20 protein-coding genes and 1 tRNA gene are annotated in these 20,601 nt (G+C 44.5%); 18 read left to right on the forward strand and 3 right to left on the reverse strand.

The genetic code is table 11. The annotated features are described in order from the left end of the window. The first annotated feature begins 26 nt into the window (after positions 1-26). From E5329_RS09285 to thiI, 12 genes are all read left to right on the forward strand, one after another. Entirely contained in the window at positions 27-212 is a 186-nt protein-coding gene (locus E5329_RS09285) for a ferritin family protein (protein ID WP_135989288.1), read from the forward strand. Positions 213-311: 99 nt separating this feature from the next. Next, positions 312-584, forward strand: coding sequence for a spore coat protein (locus E5329_RS09290; protein ID WP_135989289.1), 273 nt, complete (start codon positions 312-314; stop codon positions 582-584). Positions 585-839: 255 nt separating this feature from the next. After that, positions 840-1,328, forward strand: a complete 489-nt coding sequence (locus tag E5329_RS09295; RefSeq protein WP_135989290.1) for a molecular chaperone DnaJ — start codon at positions 840-842, stop codon at positions 1,326-1,328. Positions 1,329-1,339: 11 nt separating this feature from the next. Beyond that, on the forward strand, positions 1,340-2,875 hold the full coding sequence (locus E5329_RS09300) for an amino acid adenylation domain-containing protein (RefSeq protein ID WP_135989291.1): 1,536 nt from the start codon (positions 1,340-1,342) through the stop codon (positions 2,873-2,875). Positions 2,876-2,939: 64 nt separating this feature from the next. Continuing rightward, a complete protein-coding gene (locus tag E5329_RS09305; RefSeq protein WP_135989292.1) occupies positions 2,940-4,220 on the forward strand; it encodes a diaminopimelate decarboxylase family protein in 1,281 nt (426 codons plus the stop codon). 73 nt (positions 4,221-4,293) lie between these two features. Next, positions 4,294-4,521, forward strand: a complete 228-nt coding sequence (locus E5329_RS09310; protein ID WP_135989293.1) for an acyl carrier protein — start codon at positions 4,294-4,296, stop codon at positions 4,519-4,521. A gap of 16 nt (positions 4,522-4,537) precedes the next feature. After that, the gene (locus E5329_RS09315) at positions 4,538-6,076 is read left to right on the forward strand and encodes an MBOAT family O-acyltransferase (protein ID WP_135989294.1); all 1,539 of its coding nucleotides are present in this window, start codon (positions 4,538-4,540) and stop codon (positions 6,074-6,076) included. Next, positions 6,063-7,028: a hypothetical protein gene (locus tag E5329_RS09320; RefSeq protein ID WP_135989295.1), complete on the forward strand. Its 966-nt coding sequence runs from the start codon at positions 6,063-6,065 to the stop codon at positions 7,026-7,028. The genes E5329_RS09315 and E5329_RS09320 overlap by 14 nt, the downstream gene beginning before the upstream one ends. 54 nt (positions 7,029-7,082) lie before the next feature. Further along, on the forward strand, positions 7,083-8,033 hold the full coding sequence (gene prmA / locus E5329_RS09325) for a 50S ribosomal protein L11 methyltransferase (protein ID WP_135989296.1): 951 nt from the start codon (positions 7,083-7,085) through the stop codon (positions 8,031-8,033). 22 nt (positions 8,034-8,055) lie between these two features. Then, entirely contained in the window at positions 8,056-8,787 is a 732-nt protein-coding gene (locus tag E5329_RS09330; RefSeq protein WP_135989297.1) for an RsmE family RNA methyltransferase, read from the forward strand. A 2-nt stretch (positions 8,788-8,789) separates the two neighbouring features. Further along, the gene (locus E5329_RS09335; RefSeq protein ID WP_135989298.1) at positions 8,790-9,944 is read left to right on the forward strand and encodes a cysteine desulfurase family protein; all 1,155 of its coding nucleotides are present in this window, start codon (positions 8,790-8,792) and stop codon (positions 9,942-9,944) included. A 12-nt stretch (positions 9,945-9,956) separates the two neighbouring features. Then, a complete protein-coding gene (thiI, locus tag E5329_RS09340) occupies positions 9,957-11,144 on the forward strand; it encodes a tRNA uracil 4-sulfurtransferase ThiI (RefSeq protein WP_275443140.1) in 1,188 nt (395 codons plus the stop codon). A 179-nt stretch (positions 11,145-11,323) separates the two neighbouring features. Here thiI and E5329_RS09345 read toward each other — a convergent pair whose 3' ends face one another. Then, the gene (locus E5329_RS09345) at positions 11,324-11,554 is read right to left on the reverse strand and encodes an HPr family phosphocarrier protein (protein WP_135989300.1); all 231 of its coding nucleotides are present in this window, start codon (positions 11,552-11,554) and stop codon (positions 11,324-11,326) included. A gap of 178 nt (positions 11,555-11,732) precedes the next feature. Here E5329_RS09345 and mtaB point away from each other — a divergent pair, with 178 nt between their 5' ends. Next, complete coding sequence (gene mtaB / locus E5329_RS09350) at positions 11,733-13,085, forward strand: tRNA (N(6)-L-threonylcarbamoyladenosine(37)-C(2))-methylthiotransferase MtaB (RefSeq protein ID WP_135989301.1); 1,353 nt, start codon at positions 11,733-11,735, stop codon at positions 13,083-13,085. A 142-nt stretch (positions 13,086-13,227) separates the two neighbouring features. Here the strand turns inward: mtaB and E5329_RS09355 are convergent, their stop codons facing one another. Both E5329_RS09355 and E5329_RS09360 read right to left on the reverse strand, forming a co-directional pair. Continuing rightward, positions 13,228-14,589, reverse strand: coding sequence for a sodium-dependent transporter (locus tag E5329_RS09355; RefSeq protein ID WP_135989302.1), 1,362 nt, complete (start codon positions 14,587-14,589; stop codon positions 13,228-13,230). Between the two features lie 327 nt (positions 14,590-14,916). Beyond that, positions 14,917-14,988: transfer RNA gene (locus E5329_RS09360), tRNA-Glu, on the reverse strand. A 262-nt stretch (positions 14,989-15,250) separates the two neighbouring features. Between E5329_RS09360 and rimP the strand changes: the two genes are divergently transcribed. The 5 genes from rimP to infB are packed head-to-tail and all read left to right on the forward strand — an operon-like array spanning position 15,251 to position 20,601. Beyond that, positions 15,251-15,718 (forward strand): ribosome maturation factor RimP, encoded by a 468-nt coding sequence (gene rimP, locus E5329_RS09365; RefSeq protein WP_135989303.1) that lies wholly within the window; start codon positions 15,251-15,253, stop codon positions 15,716-15,718. 42 nt (positions 15,719-15,760) lie between these two features. Next, positions 15,761-17,047, forward strand: coding sequence for a transcription termination factor NusA (gene nusA / locus E5329_RS09370; RefSeq protein WP_135989304.1), 1,287 nt, complete (start codon positions 15,761-15,763; stop codon positions 17,045-17,047). After that, positions 17,040-17,312: an RNase P modulator RnpM gene (rnpM, locus tag E5329_RS09375; RefSeq protein WP_135989305.1), complete on the forward strand. Its 273-nt coding sequence runs from the start codon at positions 17,040-17,042 to the stop codon at positions 17,310-17,312. The genes nusA and rnpM overlap by 8 nt, the downstream gene beginning before the upstream one ends. Further along, a complete protein-coding gene (locus E5329_RS09380; protein ID WP_135989306.1) occupies positions 17,299-17,619 on the forward strand; it encodes a L7Ae/L30e/S12e/Gadd45 family ribosomal protein in 321 nt (106 codons plus the stop codon). Before rnpM ends, E5329_RS09380 begins: the two co-directional genes overlap by 14 nt. A 15-nt stretch (positions 17,620-17,634) precedes the next feature. Beyond that, on the forward strand, positions 17,635-20,601 hold the full coding sequence (gene infB / locus E5329_RS09385) for a translation initiation factor IF-2 (protein ID WP_135989307.1): 2,967 nt from the start codon (positions 17,635-17,637) through the stop codon (positions 20,599-20,601).

Here is a 20,601-nt window from a genome sequence, read left to right on the forward strand (position 1 = left end):
ATTCAGACAAGCGAAAGGAGATTCCCATGAATCAGATATCAGAAAAAGAACTGTCTGCTTTAAACGATTTGCTTTCCGGCGAGGAGCTTTTGATTAAGAAGTTCCAGGTGCTGGCGGATAACTGTGGAGATGCAGAAATGAAAGCGAAATTCACCGAAATTTCCAACGAGCATAAAGAACATTTCCGCTCTCTTTATTCCCAGTTAAGCTAATGGTTTGAAAATCTGCCGTTGAGCCTTCATAAATGGACTGGCAGAAAGCAATATTCAAATACGTTTCAACAAAACCACAGGTGAACTCAGGAGGAAATTATGCAGCAGTCATTTTATTCAGAAAAAGAGATTCTTGCGGATGCGCTGACCGCAGAAAAAACAGCTACTACACTGTATAACACATTTTCCAATGAATGTGTTCATGACAATGTAAGAAATGCGATTCTGGACTGCCTGGAGAAGGAGCACAAAATCCAGAATCAAGTATTTAATATGATGCATGACAGAGGATATTATCCCACCCCATCAGCAGAAATGCAGAAGGTGGACGAGGCAAAGCAGAAGTTTGGACAGTGTATGCAGAGTTTTTAAGAATTAGTCTTGAGTGCAGGAAAACCTTTTCAGAAAGGTTTTTTGTCCCGGAATTTTTGCCTATGAAAGATTAGGAACAAATAAAGAAATTCTTAAAATTTTATGAAAAGGATGTTTCCACTGATAGAAATTAACCGGATATCGTGGAAATATCCTTTTTTTATCCCAGATGCAGACTGATTTTCCATTGATATTTAAAATGAGATCAGGTATAATAAATCGTTGAAGAGAATTACAGGAAGAGGAGGCGGCGCAATGAGTCAGCCGGAAGAAACTGTAATGGAGTTGATTCCGAAGCCAGTTACAGAAGAGCAGAGAAATAATTTAAAAAAGGAACAGAGGAAATTAGAAGAAGACAGAAGGAATTTTGAACTGGAGAAGAAGGAATTCTATTTCCGTAAAAAGATGGAAGAAAAACGTCTCACAGAGGAAAAGCGTTTGTTCCAGATGAAATGGAAGATATTAGAGGAAGAACTGCAGAACTTAGCCAAGGAGAAGCAGGATGTAGCCAAAGAGAAGGAATGGCATTACCAGAGAGCGGACAGAGGCCGTTCCCATACCGTTTCAGGCTCAGAGCAGGATGCGGATATGTTTTTTTCCGGCATGGACAGTGAGCTTGCCTTGAAGAAACGTTACAAAGAATTAATCAAGATTTATCATCCCGATAATCTTTCTGGAGATACAGGAACCCTTCAGATGATTAACAAAACATATGACATGTTAAAGAAACAGTTTTCAGCGTAGGCGGTAACAATATGATAAATGTATTAGAATATTTAGAAGAAACTGCTGGGAAATACCCGAATAAAGAGGCTTTTGCAGATGAGAATACTTCTTGTACCTGGCAGGAATTACAGGAAAGGGCCAGAAGGATTGGAAGCTCCCTTGCCGGCAGGACAGAGCCGGGAAAGCCTGTTGCTGTGTGGATGGAAAAAAGCGTCCATGCTGTAGCCGCTTTTTTGGGAATTGTATATTCCGGCTGTTTCTATGTAATGCTGGATAAAAAGCAGCCTTTGTCACGTATCCGGCAGATTTTAGATACCTTAGAACAGCCCTTGGTAATTGCAGACGGGGAACAGGGGAAAGAAAGAGAGAAGTTAAACCAGGCGGGAGATCCAGAAAGAGGATTTCAGGTTTTGGATTATGAAGTTTTAGAGAAAAAACAAGCGGATTCAAATGTTTTGAAGGAAATCCGAAATACGTTGACGGATACGGCGCCTTTGTATGGAATTTTTACTTCCGGTTCTACCGGAGTTCCTAAGGGAGTTGTTGTCAGCCATCGTTCTGTCATAGATTTTATTAACTATTTTACCGTGAATTTCGGAATTACAGAGCAGGATGTGATTGGAAATCAGGCTCCCTTTGACTTTGATGTTTCTGTCAAGGATATCTACAGCGCATTAAAAACTGGGGCAAGCGTACAAATTATTCCCAAAAGAATATTTTCCTTTCCCACGCAGCTACTGGATTATTTATGCGAAAAAAGGATTACAACATTAATCTGGGCAGTGTCGGCTCTTTGTATTGTAAGTGAATTAAAAGGTTTTTCCTACCGGGTGCCGGATACCGTGAATAAAGTGTTGTTCAGCGGGGAAGTGATGCCGGTGCATCATCTGAATATCTGGAGGCAGTTTCTGCCGGATGCCATGTATGTGAATCTGTACGGTCCTACGGAAATTACCTGTAATTGCACCTATTATGTGATTGACCGGGAATTTGAGCCAGGCGAGACCATTCCTATCGGAAGACCCTTTCAGAATGAAAAGGCGTTCCTTTTAGATGAAGAGGACAGGCTGGTGGAGCAGCCCAGAATCCGCGGAGAAATCTGCGTCAGCGGCACAGCCCTTTCCCTGGGCTATTATAACAATCGGGAACAGACGGAGAAAGCTTTTGTACAGAACCCTCTGAACCGTCAATATTCAGAAACAATTTACCGGACTGGAGATCTGGGATATTACAATGAGCAGGGAGAACTGTGTTACGCCACCCGCAAAGATTTTCAAATTAAGCACATGGGACACCGGATTGAACTGGGAGAAATTGAGAAAGCCATGGAAAAGGCGGGAAATGTCAGTCGTGTTTGCTGTGTCTATGATGAAATTTCCGGTAAAATCATTGCTTTTTACGAAGGGACGGCAGAAAAAAGGGCGATTGTAAAAGAACTGAGGGAGCTGATTCCGGCTTTCATGATCCCCAATGTATTTTGCAGAAAAGAAGGATTGCCTATTACCAAAAACGGCAAAATTGACCGGGCGGCTCTGAAAAAATCATATCAGAAAGAACTGCAATAGAATATTCTGGAGTTATCAGAGAAGTAAGAATTCATATATGGTAAACGTATCAGGAGGTACAGCAATGAAGCAGCAGGAATTAGAATTGATCCTGAAAAAATATCAGACGCCGGCCTATGTGTTTGATTTGGACGCTCTGGCCCGGCGGGTGCAGCGTATTTCGGCCTGTCTGAAGAAAGCAGGAATTAATTTATGCTATGCCATGAAAGCCAATCCTTTTCTGACAGAGGCATTGGAACCTTTGGTGGAACGGTTTGAAGTGTGTTCGCCGGGAGAATTCCGAATTTGTGAGCGGCAGGGACTTCCCATGGAACGGCTGGTTATTTCTGGCGTGAATAAAGAGCGGAAAGATATGATCCGGATGATAGAAAAGGAGCAGGGCAGAGGAATTTTTACGGTGGAATCTATGGAACATTTCAGGCTGCTGTCAGAATGCGCCAGAGAAGGAAAGGTGAAGCTGAATCTTTTGGTGCGTATTACCAGCGGCAACCAGTTTGGCGTGGATTATGAACTGGCGAAGCAGATGTTTCGAGAGAGGGAAGCCTATCCAGAACTTTCCCTGCGGGGCATTCAGTATTATTCCGGCACTCAGAAAAAGAAGCCGTCTGTGCTGGAACGGGAGCTTAAGATGTTGGACAGGTTCTGCCTGGAAGTGCAGGAAGAACTGAACGTTGCTGTTTCAGAACTGGAGTATGGGCCGGGGCTTTTTGTGCCTTATTTCCAGTCAGAGCCCAAAGAGCAGTTGGAAGAGATGCTGGAGGAACTGATACAGTTGATTGGCCGGATGAAATTTTCCGGAAAAATTACATTGGAAATGGGAAGGTTTCTGGCAGCGGAATGTGGGAATTACCTCACCAGAATTGTGGATCGGAAGGAGAACGGCGGGCAGATTTACGGGATTGTGGACGGAGGAATCCATCAGTTGAACTATTTCGGACAAACGATGGCCATGAAGCTTCCTTATGTACAGCATATTTCCGTGGAAAAAGGCGGTACCGATTTCGCGCAGTCTCACAGCCGGGGGAAAGCAGACGTTGCAGATACGTCAGAGAATAAGGGGGCAACCCAAGAATGTATGTCCATGAAAAAGGAAGAAAAATGGAATATTTGCGGTTCTTTGTGCACGACGGCAGATGTGATTGTGAAACAGTATCCTCTGATGGATGCGAAGGTAGGAGATGTACTGGTATTTGAACGGACAGGCGCTTACTCTGTGACAGAAGGGATCAGCCTTTTTCTCAGCAGAGATTTGCCGAAAGTTCTGTTTTATTCCCAAAAGGAAGGAATCCGCTTAGTGCGGGACAGGAAGGAAACAGACAATATGAATTCTGTCAGCTGCTGGTAATTTCAGAAATAGGGAAAGAACGGCAGAAAACAGATACAGAAGATAGAGATAAAAACAGAAAGGATGAGAAATTATGGAAAAATTACTTGAGATTTTGGAGGACATTCAGCCGGACGCTGATTATGAGACATGTGAAACGCTGATTGATGACGGTATTCTGGATTCTTTCGCTATTTTATCCATTGTCAGTGAACTTCAGGATGAATTCGGGATTACGATTACCCCGGCAGATATTATTCCAGAGAATTTTAATTCAGCGAAGGCACTGTATGCAATGGTAGAGAGATTACAGGCAGAGTAGAAGCGGAGGAAACGTTATGTCTTTGATTTCCATGGAGTTTTTACTCTTTGTACTTCTGGCGGCGGCAGGATATTATCTGATTCCTTCAAAGTATCAGTGGATGTGGCTTCTGGCATTCAGCTATATCTATTATATCAGCGGGGGATTCCGTGTAACCTGTTTTCTGATTTTTACCACGGTCAGCACTTATCTTGCTGGCGTGTGGATGGAGAAAGTGCCGGAAGGCGTACAGGACAAAAAAGAAGAAAAGAAGAGAAAGAAGCAGATTTTGGCTGGAACGCTGGTGCTGAATTTTGGCGTGCTGGGAGTATTAAAGTATACTAATTTTGTAATTGGCACAGTCAACAGCATCTCAGGAGGGGATTTTGAACCACTGCAGCTTTTGCTTCCTCTTGGAATTTCCTTTTATACGTTTCAGTCTATGGGATATATTCTGGATATTTACTGGGGCAGAAGTCAGGCGGAACATAATCTGTTCCGTTTTGCTTTGTTTGTATCCTTCTTTCCCCAAATTTTACAGGGACCCATCGGAAGGTTTGGAAGTCTGGGAAAACAACTGTATGCGTCCCATTCTTTTGAGATTGACAGATTAGAGCGGGGGTTTCTGCGGATTCTGTGGGGATATTTTAAAAAAATGGTAATTGCAGACAATGCGGTAATTTTTGTAAATGCAATTTTTGACCATCCTGATATTTATGACGGACTTGGATTAGTGGGCGTGCTGGCATACAGCGTACAGCTTTACTGCGATTTTTCCGGTGGAATGGACGTGGTAATCGGAATTGCGGATTTGTTTGGAATCCGGCTGGATGAGAACTTTAAACGTCCTTATTTTGCGGTTTCTATCACGGATTTCTGGCACCGCTGGCATATTACTCTGGGAACCTGGATGAAAGATTATGTATTTTATCCAGTGTCTCTGTCTGGCTGGATGAAAAGTTTTTCCAAATTTGCTAAGAAATCATTTGGAAAACAAATCGGCAGAACCCTGCCTATCTGTGTTGCCAACCTGATTGTTTTTCTTGTGGTGGGCGTCTGGCATGGGGCAGCCTGGAAATTTATTGTCTACGGTTTCTACAATGGCTTGATTATTGCTTTCAGCGGTCTGATGGCTCCTTCGTACCGAAAATGGAAAAAAGCGCTTCATATTTCAGATGACAGTAAAGGGTTTTATCTGTTTCAGATGTTCCGGACGTTTGTGTTGGTAAATATCAGCTGGTATTTTGATCGGGCAGGGGATGTGAAAACGGCGTTTCTTATGATGAAAAATACTCTGACTAAATTTGATTTGCGCCAGATCTTAGAGCCTGGAATAGAAATTGGAGAGGCCAGCGGAACCGCTTATACCATGATTGCCCTTGCAGTAATATTGGGAGGATGCGTTCTGTTGTTTTTCGTAAGTGTTCTCCAGGAGAATGGGAAAGATTTGACAGCAATTTTTGCGAGACAGAACTGGCTGGTGAAGGCGGTGGTTTATGCATGTCTGATCTTACTGCTGCCCATGCTGGGACAGCCTTCCGGAGAGGCAGGAGGATTTATTTATGCGCAATTTTAAGAGAATTCTGCTGCCGGTTGTGCTGATTCTGACAATTGCGGCAGTAAACCTTGGCTTGAATTATGCCCTGATTCCGTACAGTTATGTAAGGATTATGATGCATCAGATTCAGACAGAAGAATACGATACGGTATTTCTGGGAACTTCCCACGGGCTGAACGGCATCAGTCCCAAAGTGATTACTGAGAAAACAGGAAAAAATGCCGTAAATCTGAGTCTGGGCGGGGAGTATCCCAGGGACGCCTATTATCTTTTGAAACAGGTCTGTGAAAAGAAGAAACCAGAGCGGGTGGTCTATGAGCTGGACCCTGGATACTGGTGTACGCCGGAAGGTCAGAGAGGAGACTTCAATCGCATTTTTTACGAGATGCCTGCATCTCTCACCAAGGTGGAATACTTTTTTGCAAAAGAACGAGAGCTGGATTTTCGGGCCGCATTGTTTCCTTGGTTCTATTACAGAGGACAGTTTCGGGATATGAAAGAAATTATACAGGTGAAACAGGGGGAAGATTATAAGAATTATGGGACTGCGGCCTTTTGGGACGGCGGGCAGGAATTTGCAGATGGTTTTCTGCGCAATACCCCGGTACCAGGAATGAAGGAAGAGAAGGATCTGGTCTTGTGGAAGGAAGCGGACAGGAATGAGGATTCTTTTCGGTATTTTGAAAAACTGGCGTCATTCTGCAAAAAGCGGAACATAGAACTGATTGTAGTGACAACGCCGGTTCCCGCAGAAACACTGGAAAAATATGCAAAGGAATTTCAGGAGGCGGACGCTTTCTTCCAGGAGTATTTGGAAAGGCTGGGCCTTGAATACTGGAATTACAACTGTACGGAAAGGAAAATAGCGGATTTTGATTACAGCCTGAATGCTTTTACAGATTATGAGGGCCATATGAACGTTCAGCAGGCGGAAGCATTCAGCGCACAGTTGGCAGAAGATCTCTGGTAGGCTTTTGCGCGCCAAAGGCAGCCTGCAGGATCTGACATACAGGAGGAGCATTTTATGAAATGGAAGAAATATACCATTCAAACCACTACCCAGGCAGAGGATTTCATTAGCAGCATGATGGCGGATCTGGGGATAGAGGGGGTACAGATTGAGGATAATGTACCCTTGTCCAACCAGGATAAGGAAAAAATGTACATTGATATTCTGCCAGAACTTCCGCCGGATGAGGGAATCGCATATGTCAGTTTCTTTCTGGATGCAGAAAAAGAGCAGGAAGCTTTGCTGGCGCAGGTGAAAGATGGGCTGGAAGAACTGAGACTTTTTGTGGAACTTGGGGCAGGAACCATAACCCAGAGCGAAACCGAGGATCAGGATTGGATCAATAACTGGAAGAAGTATTTTAAATCCTTTGCCATTGAGGATATACTGATTAAGCCCACCTGGGAACAAGAGACGGATGCCGGGAATTACCGCTGTGTCATTGAAATTGACCCGGGAACGTCCTTTGGAACTGGGAAGCATGAGACGACCCGTCTTTGCATTCAGCAGATTCTCAAATTCATTCAGCCAGGGGACAGAGTGTTAGACGTGGGCTGCGGAAGCGGGATTCTTTCCGTGGTAAGCTTAAAACTGGGTGCAGGGGAGGTGACAGGAACAGATATTGATCCTTTGTGCATCACTGCTTCCCGGGATAATATGAACGTCAATCATTTGTCGGAAAAAACAGGCAGGTTCTACCAGGGAAACCTCATTGAAGATGACAGGCTGCGGGAAACCGTTGGGAACGGATATGATATTGTAACTGCAAATATTCTGGCGGACGTTGTTATTCCGCTGACTCCGGTGATTCCAGATTGTCTGAAGCCGGGCGGCATTTATATCACAAGCGGTATTATTGATTTTAAAGAAGAAGAGGTAACGGCTGCCATTGAGGCGGCGGGGCTTAAGGTTCTGGAAGCGATCCATTTGGGAGAGTGGGTCAGCATTACAGCCAAAAAAGAGTGACGTCGGAAGAATGGAGGAAAAGATGTTTCAGTTTTTTGTAGAGCCTGAGCAGATCACGGCAGAACAAGCCGTGATTACCGGCAGTGATGTGAACCATATCCGAAATGTTCTTCGGATGAAATGCAAAGAAAAGGTGAGAATCAGCAATCAGGAGGGAGGAGACTTCCTCTGTGAAATTGCAGAAATACATCAGGATCAGATTATCCTTCACGTTATGGAACCATGCCTGGGAACGGAACTTCCGGTAAAGGTGACGTTATTTCAGGGCTTGCCTAAAGGAGATAAAATGGAGCTGATTATTCAAAAAAGTGTGGAACTGGGGGTCAGTGAGATTGTCCCGGTGGCAATGCGCAACTGTGTCGTGAAACTGGATGCAAAACGGGCAGAAAATAAGCGTGTCCGCTGGCAGGCCATTGCAGAAAACGGAGCCAAACAGTCCAAACGGAGTATCGTCCCTGAGGTAAAGCCGGTATGCAGCCTGAAAGAAGCGGCAGAATATGCCGGGAGTTTGGATGTCCGCCTGCTGCCCTACGAACAGGAACGGGGAATGGCCCATACCAGGGAAGCATTGGGCAGAATAAAAAAAGGAGATTCCATAGGAATTTTTATCGGCCCTGAGGGTGGATTTTCTTCTGAGGAGATAGAACGCCTCAGGGAGAACATGGAAATTATTTCACTTGGAAACCGGATTCTGCGCACAGAGACGGCAGGTCCCGCTGCCCTGGCCATGTTGATTTATGTGATGGAGGATTAAATATGGAGGCATATTTTGACAATGCGGCAACCACGCGCTGTTCTGACGGGGCAAAAGAAGTGATGATGCGGGTCCTGTCCGAAGATTACGGCAATCCTTCCTCTCTGCACCGAAAGGGAATGGAAGGGGAAAATTATATCAGGGAAGCCAGGAAAAATATCAGCAAAACCCTGAAAGTTAACGATGCAGAACTGATTTTTACTTCCGGCGGAACGGAAGCTAATAATCTGGCCATTATTGGCGCTGCCCTGGCAAACCGCAGGCAGGGCATGCATTTGATTACCACCCGAATAGAGCATCCGGCTGTGGCCGCTCCTATGCGGTATCTGGAAGAGCAGGGATTTTCGGTTACCTGGCTTGAAGTGGATTCGGACGGGTTGATTTCTTTGGAGAAGTTAAAGGATGCGGTAACGAAAGATACCATTCTGGTATCTATAATGTATGTGAATAATGAAATCGGGGCAGTGGAGCCCATAGAAGAAGCAGCAAAAGTCATTAAGGAAAAAAATTCCGGAACCTTATTTCACGTAGACGCCATCCAGGCATATGGAAAGTATATCATTCATCCCAAAAAGCTTGGTATAGATTTGATGTCGGTCAGCGGCCATAAAATACACGGGCCCAAGGGAAGCGGATTTTTGTATGTGAAAGAAAAGACCAAATTAAAGCCGGTGATTTATGGCGGAGGACAGCAGAAAGGCATGCGTTCCGGAACAGAAAATGTGCCGGGAATTGCCGGAATGGGTCAGGCTGCAAAAGAAGCTTATGAGGATTTCGGACGGAAACAGGAGCATCTGTATCAGCTAAAGAATGCATTTCTTTTTGGTCTTGCAGATGTGGAATGGGCCAGGATCAATGGGAAGACAGGAAGAGACAGCGCTCCCCACATTATCAGCCTGAGTATCGAAGGCCTGCGCAGCGAAGTGTTGCTCCATGCCTTAGAGGACAGGCAGATTTATGTATCAGCCGGAAGTGCATGCTCGTCCAACAAGCCGGCGCCCAGCAGCACCCTTAAGGCAGTCCATGTCAAAAAAGAAGCCCTGGAATCCACAGTAAGAATCAGCTTCAGTCCGGAAAATACCCTGGAGGAAGTCAATTATTGTCTGGATGCGCTGAAAGAGCTTGTGCCAAGTCTTCAGAAATTTACCAGGCGTTAGTCAGGAGGAATTATGTTTAAAGCATTTTTGATAAAATACGGGGAAATCGGAATCAAAGGAAAGAACCGCCATTTGTTTGAGGATGCATTGGTGCATCAGATCAAATATGCCCTAAAACCAGTAGAAGGGGAATTTCTAATCAGCAAGGAGCAGGGTCGCATTTACATTGAGGCTCTGGGAGACTACGATTATGATGAAGTTATTGAAAGCCTGCAGTGCGTCTTTGGAATTGTGGGAATCTGTCCGGTGGTTCTGAAAGAAGAGGAAGGGTTTGAACAGCTTGCAAAAGATGTTATGGAATATCTGGACAGGCGTTACCCGGAAAAAAACAAGACCTTTAAAGTCAATACCAGAAGAGCGAAAAAAAGTTATCCCATGACTTCCATGGAAGTAAGCGCCGCATTAGGCGGACGGATTCTGGAGGCTTTTCCGGAAATGAAGGTGGATGTCCATCAACCGGAGCTTATGATACATGTGGAGATCCGCAAAAAAATAAATATTTATTCGGAAATGATACCAGGGCCTGGCGGAATGCCAGTAGGCACCAACGGGAAAGGAATGCTTCTTTTGTCCGGCGGAATTGACAGTCCGGTGGCCGGATATATGATTGCGAAGAGGGGCGTAAAAATTGACGCAGTTTATTTCCATGCGCCTCCCTATACCAGTGAAAGGGCAAAGCAAAAGGTAGTGGATCTTGCGAAAATTGTTGCAAAGTATTCCGGGCCCATTTACCTTAAAGTGGTTAATTTTACAGATATTCAGATGTATATCTATGAAAAATGCCCCCATGAGGAGCTGACAATTATTATGAGACGCTATATGATGCGGATTGCGGAGCATTTTGCCAGAGAAACTAATTCCCTGGGACTGATTACCGGCGAGAGCATTGGGCAGGTGGCAAGCCAGACCATGCAGTCTCTTGCGGCCACCAACGAGGTTTGCCAACTTCCGGTGTACCGTCCGCTGATTGGATTCGATAAGCAGGAGATTATCGCAGTTTCAGAGAAAATCGGCACCTATGAAACATCCATTCTGCCCTATGAGGACTGCTGTACCATATTTGTGGCGAAGCATCCGGTAACAAAGCCCAATCTGAAAATTATCCGGCGTTCGGAAACCCATTTGGAGGAAAAAATCGGGGAAATGGTAAAAACAGCCATTGAAACGGCAGAAACGATAGTGGTGGATGCATTGTCTTAAAAGAGAAGCGGGCTTGGCTTTGAAAATCATACCGAATGCCAGAGCATTTCTCAAACACATTCTGACATAGAAAATTCGGAAATACCATAGAAAATCCGAATATATAAAACACTCTCCAAGACATAAACTTCTGGAGAGTGTTACAGTTTCAGGAAAGCAGATAACAGCCCTCTTTGTCTTTAAACCAGATATGGCTGCAATGCTTCCAGAATTTCATCAATGTCATGTTCCACATGGATTGCGAGTTCAATGGGCTTGGAAAGGTCCAGGCTGAAAATACCCATAATGGATTTGGCGTCAATGACATATCTGCCGGAAATTAAATCAAAATCATAGTCAAATTGTGTAATTGCATTTACGAAAGATTTTACCTTGTCGATGGAATTTAAAGAAATCTGTACTGTTTTCATGTAAATAGCCTCCTTAATATGTTAATAATGGTTTTGCTTGAAATATTTAACAAATTGTTTTCTATATAGTATCCTCTTTCGGGGAAAAAGTCAATGGCGCCATCACCAATTTAATGAAAAAAACAAGAAAGTTTTTTGGCAGTTTGCCATGGAATACAGGAGTAGAAAGGATAGAAAAATGAGAAAAGCAGCGTTGCATAATCTGGGATGCAAGGTCAATGCATATGAAACAGACAGCATGCGCCAGATGCTGGAACAGGCAGGATATGAGATTGTGTCTTTTGAAGAGCAGGCGGATGTCTATGTGATCAATACCTGTTCTGTTACCAATATTGCAGACCGCAAATCCAGACAAATGCTGCACCGGGCGAAAAAGAGAAATCCGGGCAGTGTTGTAGTGGCGGCAGGATGTTATGTGCAGACTTCAAAGGAGCAGGCCCAGGCAGATCCTGCCATAGATATTTTAGTTGGAAATAACAGGAAGCATGAACTGCCGAGGCTACTGGAAGAATTTTTTCAGGCTAATTCCTCCGGTTCCTGCAGTTTAGTGGCCGATATTGGCAAAGAACAGGAGTATGAAGAGCTGCATATCAGCCGCACCGGAGAACATACCAGAGCTTTTATTAAAGTGCAGGATGGGTGCAATCAATTCTGCAGCTATTGCATTATCCCTTATGCAAGGGGGAGAGTAAGAAGCCGGAAGCTGGCAGAAGTAGTCCGGGAAGTGGAAACCCTTGCCGGCAGGGGTTACCGGGAGGTAGTGCTGACCGGAATCCATTTAAGTTCCTATGGCATGGATTTGAAGCCAGAGGATGGTTTTAAACCCGTTGGGTTATTGGATTTGATCTGCAGGGTGCATGAAGTGGAAGGAATTGACAGAATCCGCCTTGGGTCTTTGGAGCCGGGCATTGTTACAGAAGAATTTGTATCCTCCCTGTCTGGATTGCCGAAAATCTGCCCCCATTTTCATTTATCCCTGCAAAGCGGCTGTGATGCTACTTTAAAACGAATGAACCGGAAGTATACTTGTGCAGAATATGAAGAAGGATGCAGACTCCTTCGTAAATATTTTACCCATCCGGCCATCACTACAGATGTGATTACAGGCTTTCCCGGGGAAACAGAAGAAGAATTTGCCCTTACCAGAGAATTTTTGAAACGAATCAATTTCTTTGAGATCCATATTTTTAAATACTCTCTGCGCAAAGGAACCCGGGCAGCGGAAATGGACCATCAGGTGCCGGAAGAAATCAAGGGAAAGAGAAGTGAGATTCTCTTTGAAGATCTGTTGGCAATGAACCAGGAATATCTAAAATGGCATCTGGGGCGGGAGTTGGAAGTTCTGATGGAAGAGGAGGTTACTTTCAGCGGGAAAAAATATTTTCTGGGCCACACGAAAGAATATGTGAAGGCTGCCCTGCCGCTGCCAGAGGGAGAAGGAAAAAATCTGGAAAATAAGCTGGTGAAGGGAAGAGCAATGTCTTTGCTGAAAGAGCATGTTTTGTTATTGGAACTGGAAGATATGAGCTGAGACAGAGAAATTGTATCATTTGCAGAAAATGATCCGATTCAGAACAAACGGCAATTCAGGGACAGCCTTGAATTGCCGTTTGCTTTTAAAAGGTCCGCGCCGTAAATTTCAGGTTCCGTAAAATATAGAAGCGAAACAGGATTTATTTACCAAGCAGTCCCTTTATGATCAGAAACAGAATCATCAGAGGCAGAAAACAGGTCACATAGATTCGAATCCATCCAGGGATTTTTAGCCCGTTTCCGGTGTTGGCTTCTTTCTGATAATTTTCAAATCCCCAGCCCAGGCGGGTGACACAGAACAGAAGATAGCAGAGAGATCCTATGGGAAGGATAAGATTGCTTACCAGAAAATCTTCCAGATCCAGAATCGTACTGCCATCTCCTAAGGGCTGAATGGCAGACCACAGGTTATAGCCAAATACGCAGGGCAGGGATAAGAATGTGATTGCCGCAAGATTCATAAGGCAGGACTTTTTACGGCTCCATTGAAATAAATCCATGCCGCAGGAAATAATATTTTCAAATACGGCAAGTATGGTGGAAAATGCCGCAAATGTCATAAAAATAAAAAACAGTGTCCCCCAAATCCGTCCGCCGGCCATTCCGTTAAACACATTGGGCAGCGTAAGGAAGATGAGGCCCGGTCCCTGAGCCGGACTAATGTCAAAGGCAAAACAGGAGGGGAATATAATCAAACCAGAGACAAATGCTACAAAGGTATCCAATATGGCGATATTTACAGATTCTCCTAACAGGCTGTGGGTCTTATCAATGTAGCTGCCGAAGATTCCCATAGCGCCGATGCCTAAGCTCAGTGTGAAAAACGCCTGGTTCATGGCTGCGGTTACAATTTCCCAACCGCCGGCTTCTTTCATTCTCTGAAGGTCAGGGATCAGGTAAAATTTCAGCCCTTCCATACCGCCTTTTAAGGTACAGCTATGTATTGCCAGAATGACAATGATGGCAAGAAGCAGTGTCATAAGGACTTTTGTGATCCGTTCCACGCCTTTTTGCAGTCCCATAGAACAAATGAAAATTCCGGCGATGACAATGATCAGCATAGAGCCGCCCAGAATGCCGGGGCTTGCCAGCATAGACTGAAACATTTCCTCCACCTGGAGGGTGGTTTTTCCTTGAAATTTGCCGGTGAGCATCTGATAAAAATAATACAGCATCCAGCCGGTTACCGTAGTATAGAACATCATCAGAAGATAGTTGCCTGCCATGCCCAAATATCCGTTCAGATGCCATTTTTGCCCGGGTTTTTCCAATTCCTGAAAACTTTTCACAATGCTTTTCCTGCTGGCCCGGCCTACGGTGAATTCCATTGTCATAACAGGAACCCCCATAATAATCAGAAAGAACAGATAGAAAAGTACAAAGATTCCTCCTCCGTACATACCTGCAATGTAAGGAAATCTCCATACATTTCCGATTCCGATGGCACAGCCTGCGGACAGAAATATAAATCCCAGCCGCGATCCTAGTTTTTCTCGTTCCATTTTTAATTTTTATTTGGCTGCCGAAGCAGAGCAGCCTTTCTCCTTTCCTGATTCTTCTGCTTGGGATGAGTCAAAGCGGCGTCTATGCGCATCCCAAAAATCAGCAGATTACGTTTACTATATCATATGCATGGAAAGAAAGGAAGTAATAACTTGAAAACAGCAGATGGAAATTTAGACAAGTAAAAACGCCGCTATTTCACCGCCGGGGTAATAGGATAGATAACCTCTTAGAACAGTAACAATAGAAACAGCATAAAAATACTGGAACCTTTTTGCATCAAAGGATTCCAGTATTTCAGGGTTGGGCTATTTAATTATAGCTAACAGCTCGTAGGGGAATCGAACCCCTGTTTCCGCCGTGAGAGGGCGGCGTCTTGACCGCTTGACCAACGAGCCATATTGTTATGTGCTGTAACTCAGCAACAAATTCATTATATATGCTTGCTTTCAAAAAGTCAAGCATTATTTTTAAAAAATTACAAATTTCGTAAGAAAAGATTAAAAATATTTCCAATTTCTCTTGCATTTACTTGTGTGAAGTGCTATCATAAATACGATAACATGATAAACTCAGACTTGGGAGTGGGCAAAGCCCACTCTCAATTTTGTGTAAGCCGGCAAAGTCTGATATAAAAATAGGAAGAAAGAAGGTGTAGGAATGTCAAGAAGAGAATTGTATGAGCAGCGGACCGAAGAGCTGCTGCTTCCGATTATAGAAAAGTATCATTTTGAACTGGTGGATGTGGAATATGTGAAAGAAGGCGGAAATTGGTATCTGAGGGCCTATATTGACAAAGAAGGCGGAATTACGGTAGATGACTGTGAAATCGTAAGCAGGCAGATGAGCGATTTACTGGATGAACAGGATTTTATTGAAGAGTCCTATATTTTTGAGGTGAGTTCCCCGGGATTGGGGAGACCCTTAAAGAAGGAAAAGGATTATCAGAGAAGTTTGGGTAAGGAAGTGGAAATCAGAACCTACAAGGCCATAGAGAAAGAAAAAGAATTTTATGGCCTCTTAAAATCATATGATGAAACTACGGTAACAATAGAGATGGAAGAAGACAAGGAAATGATATTTGCAAAAACAGATATTGCATTGATTCGCCTGGCTTTTGATTTTTAGAATGCGTCGAAGAATAAGAACACTTTTCAGGAGGATAAAAAAATGAACAATGAGTTATTGGAAGCGTTAACCATATTGGAAAAAGAAAAAGACATCAGCAAAGACACGTTGCTGGAAGCCATTGAAAATTCCTTGATTACCGCATGTAAAAACCATTTCGGCAAATCTGACAATATTAAAGTAAATATCAATCCGGAAACCTGTGAATTCCATGTATATGCAGAAAAAACCGTAGTAGAAGAGGTGGAGGACCCAGTACTTGAAATCAGCATAGGCAATGCGAAAATGATTGATTCTAAATATGAGGTGGGAGATATTGTCAATATTGAAGTGAGATCCAAAGAATTCGGACGTATTGCCACACAGAACGCCAAGAATGTAATTCTGCAGAAGATCCGTGAGGAGGAACGAAAGGTACTGTTTGATCAGTATTACGGGAAAGAAAAAGATGTGGTAACCGGAATTGTGCAGCGCTATGTAGGCAAAAACATCAGCATTAATCTGGGAAAAGTAGACGCAATTTTAAGTGAAAACGAACAGGTAAAGAACGAAGTGTTTCAGCCTACGGAACGTATTAAGCTCTACATCCTGGAAGTGAAATCCACTTCCAAAGGACCGAAGATCCTGGTATCCAGAACGCATCCGGAGCTGGTGAAACGTCTTTTTGAATCTGAGGTTACGGAGGTAAAGGACGGAATTGTGGAGATTAAGAGTATTTCCAGAGAGGCCGGAAGCAGAACCAAGATTGCAGTGTGGAGCAACGATCCGGACGTAGATCCGGTAGGAGCCTGCGTGGGATTAAACGGAGCCAGAGTCAATGCTATTGTCAATGAACTGCGGGGAGAGAAAATTGATATTATCAATTGGAGTGACAATGCGGCAATGCTGATTGAGAATGCATTAAGCCCTGCAAAGGTAATTTCCGTAATAGCAGATGCTGAAGAAAAAACCGCCAAAGTGGTAGTGCCGGATTATCAGTTATCCTTGGCGATTGGAAAAGAAGGACAGAATGCAAGGCTTGCGGCAAGGCTGACCGGTTTTAAAATTGATATTAAGAGTGAAACTCAGGCCAGAGAAGCCGGAGATTTCATGGATTATGAGAATGAATACGAAGAGTATGAAGAGGATTTTGAAGCTGAGTATCAGGATGAATCGGCGTTAGAGAAGCCGGAGTATGAAGGCGAATCCGGGTATGAAGAAGAACCGGATTACGAAGAGGAATCCGACTATGAAGAAAATCCGGCTTACGAAGAAGATTCTGATTATGAAGAAGATTCTGATTATGAAGAAGATTCCGACTATGAAGAAGAGGTCAGTGAGAATGAGTAAGAAGATTCCTATGCGTCAGTGCGTGGGCTGCGGTGAAATGAAGAATAAGAAAGAACTGCTGCGGGTGATACGGACCGCAGAGGATGCAATTCTTCTGGATGGAACCGGGAAGAAAAATGGCAGGGGCGCTTACCTTTGTCCCAACAAAGAATGCTTAAAGAAAGCAGTCAAAACAAAGGGTCTGGAACGTTCTCTGAAGACAGCCGTACCGAAAGAAATTGTTGAGGATCTGACAAAGGAGATGGAGCAAATTGCAGCAAGATAGAATACTGTCTGTACTTGGTCTGGCAATGAAGGCCGGTAAAATAGCCAGCGGAGAATTCTCTACGGAGAAAGCAGTGAAATCCCACCAGGCGTTTCTTGTGATTGTATCGGCAGAAGCATCAGAGAATACAAAGAAAATGTTTCGGAATATGTGTTCTTTCTATCAGGTTCCCATGTATTTGTATGAATCAAAAGAAAGGTTGGGCCATGCAATTGGAAAACAGTACCGGGCAAGCCTTGCGGTGCTGGATGAAGGGTTTGCAGAGAGCCTGATAGACAAGTTGAAAATAGCAGACAAAACGGAATAACGGAGGTAGTACCATATGGCAAAAGTCAGGATTTATGAAATTGCAAATGAGTTAAAGATACAATCCAAGGATGTAATTGAGTTTTTAAAAGAAAAAAATATACTAAAAAAGACGGCCAGCAGTGCCATAGAAGACGATGTGATAGATATGGTGAGAGGAAAATTTAACGGAGGAAAAGGGGAAGGAAAAAAACAACAGGAGTCTGCAGGCCAGCCTTCCGGAAAGAGTAAAGAGGAACCAGTGAAAACAGAATCAGTGAAAATGGAAACAGAACATGCAATGAAAGCAGAAACCCCGAAAACAGTAGCGCAGCCGGTAAAGGCAGAAATGCCCAAAGCAGAAGCACAGCCGGCGAAAGGGCACAAAACAGAAGCAAGCAGGACTGCAGAGGAAGGAAAAGAAGACGTGGAGCGTCCCAAAAAGAAATCCAGTATTACAGCAGTCTACAATCCTCAGAACAGCAAATCAGCCCCGAGACGTCAGCCAAGACCTCAGGGAGCCAAGAACGATCGTAATGACAGAAATGACAGAAGCAGCCGTTCCCAGGGAGATCGGAATGATCGAAATAACCGCCCTCAGGGAGACAGAAACAACCGCTCCCAGGGAGACAGAAATAATAACAAATCTCAGGGAGAACGCCAGCCAAGATCCCAGAGCGGTGAAAAAAATCTTAGGGCGCAGGAAGAGCGCCAGCCAAGGCTCCAGGGAGACAGGAACGATAGAAACGACAGAAATGACAGAAATAACCGTTCCCAGGGAGACAGGAACAATCGTCCCCAGGGAGACAGAGGCAGCCGTTTCCAGGGAGACAGGAATGAGCGTAATGACAGAAATGACAGAAATAACCGCTCTCAGGGAGACAGAAACAACCGTTCCCAGGGAGACAGAAACAATCGTCCTCAGGGAGACAGGAATAACCGTCCCCAGGGAGACAGGAATAACCGTTCCCAGGGAGACAGAAACAACCGCTCCTTCCAGAACGGACGTCCCGGTCAGAAAAACCGCTTTGAACAGGAGATTAATAAGCTGAACCAGAACAGCGGATCAGGTTCTATGGAAGAAACCAGAGGAAAAGAGAGCCGGGAACGCGATAACCGCAAGGGAAATAATCAGCGGCATGAGAAGGAGCTGATGGGAAGGAAAAAGGAACGTTTTGACAATTTAGAGAAGAAGACCAGAGGAAAAAAACCCCAGCAGCAGCCGAAACCGCAGCAAAAGGTAGAAGAAACCATTAAGACCATTACCATTCCGGATAAGATGACCATTAAGGAACTGGCTGACCGGATGAAAATTCAGGCTTCCGTTATTATCAAGAAACTGTTCTTACAGGGAACCATGGTAACCGTAAACAGTGAGATTGATTTTGCAACTGCCGAAGAAATTGCATTGGAATTTAACTGCATCTGTGAACAGGAAGAAAAAGTGGATGTGATTGCAGAGCTTTTGAAGGAAGAAGAAGAGGATGTATCTGTTCAGGTAAAGCGTCCCCCGGTAGTCTGTGTAATGGGCCACGTAGATCATGGGAAAACTTCTCTGCTGGACGCAATCAGGGATACCCATGTCATCGATCGGGAAGCAGGGGGAATTACCCAGCATATCGGCGCCTATATGGTAGAATGCAACGGAGAGAAAATCACATTTCTGGATACTCCAGGCCATGAAGCCTTTACCGCAATGCGTATGCGGGGCGCAAACGCAACAGATATCGCAATCCTTGTGGTGGCGGCAGACGACGGCGTAATGCCTCAGACCGTAGAAGCCATCAGCCACGCCAAGGCAGCAGGGGTGGAAATTATTGTGGCAATCAACAAAATTGATAAGCCAAGCGCCAATATTGAACGGGTTAAGCAGGAACTTGCAGAATATGAGCTGATTCCGGAAGACTGGGGCGGAAGCACAATTTTTGTGCCGGTATCCGCACACTCCCATGAGGGAATCGACTCCCTGCTGGAAATGATACTGCTGACAGCGGAAATCTGTGAGTTAAAGGCCAACCCGAAACGAAATGCAAGAGGGCTTGTCATTGAAGCTCAGCTTGATAAGGGCCGGGGTTCTGTAGCTACCATTTTGGTTCAGAAAGGAACCTTAAAGGTGGGTCAGCCTGTTGCCTGCGGAAGCTGCTATGGAAAAGTAAGGGCTATGATAGATGACAAGGGCAGACGGGTAAAAGAAGCCGGCCCTTCTACTCCGGTGGAAATATTAGGCTTGAATAATGTGCCCAATGCCGGGGAAATCTTTGTATGTACGGATTCGGAAAAAGAAGCCAAAAGTTTCGCGGAAACCTTTATTTCCGAGGGACGGGAAAAGATGCTGGAGGAAACCAAATCCAGAATGTCTCTGGATGATCTTTTCTCCCAGATACAGTCCGGAAATGTTAAGGAACTTCCGATCATTGTAAAAGCAGACGTACAGGGCTCCGTGGAAGCAGTAAAGCAGAGTCTGATGAAATTGTCCAATGAGGAAGTAGTGGTAAAAGTGATTCACGGCGGTGTAGGAGCCATCAATGAATCTGACGTAAGCCTTGCTTCCGCTTCCAATGCAATTATTATTGGATTTAATGTACGCCCGGATGCAACCGCTAAGACCACGGCAGAGCGGGAAGGCGTAGACATGCGTCTGTACAAGGTGATTTACAATGCCATTGAGGATGTGCAGGCTGCAATGAAGGGAATGCTGGATCCGGTATTTGAGGAAAAAGTTCTGGGCCATGCAGAGGTGCGCCAGATATTCAAATCCTCCGGCGTTGGAAATATTGCAGGCTCCTATGTGCTGGACGGTGTGTTCCAGAGAGGCTGCAAGGTTCGTATTTCCAGAGAAGGAGAGCAGATTTTTGAAGGTGATTTGGCATCCCTGAAGCGTTTCAAGGATGACGTAAAGGAAGTAAGAGCGGGATATGAATGCGGACTGGTATTTGAAGGCTTCAGTGATATTCAGGAAATGGATATCGTTGAGTCCTACATTATGGAAGAAGTGCCGCGTTAA

Source organism: Petralouisia muris, assembly GCF_004793545.1.
GTDB classification, from domain to species: domain Bacteria; phylum Bacillota; class Clostridia; order Lachnospirales; family Lachnospiraceae; genus Petralouisia; species Petralouisia muris.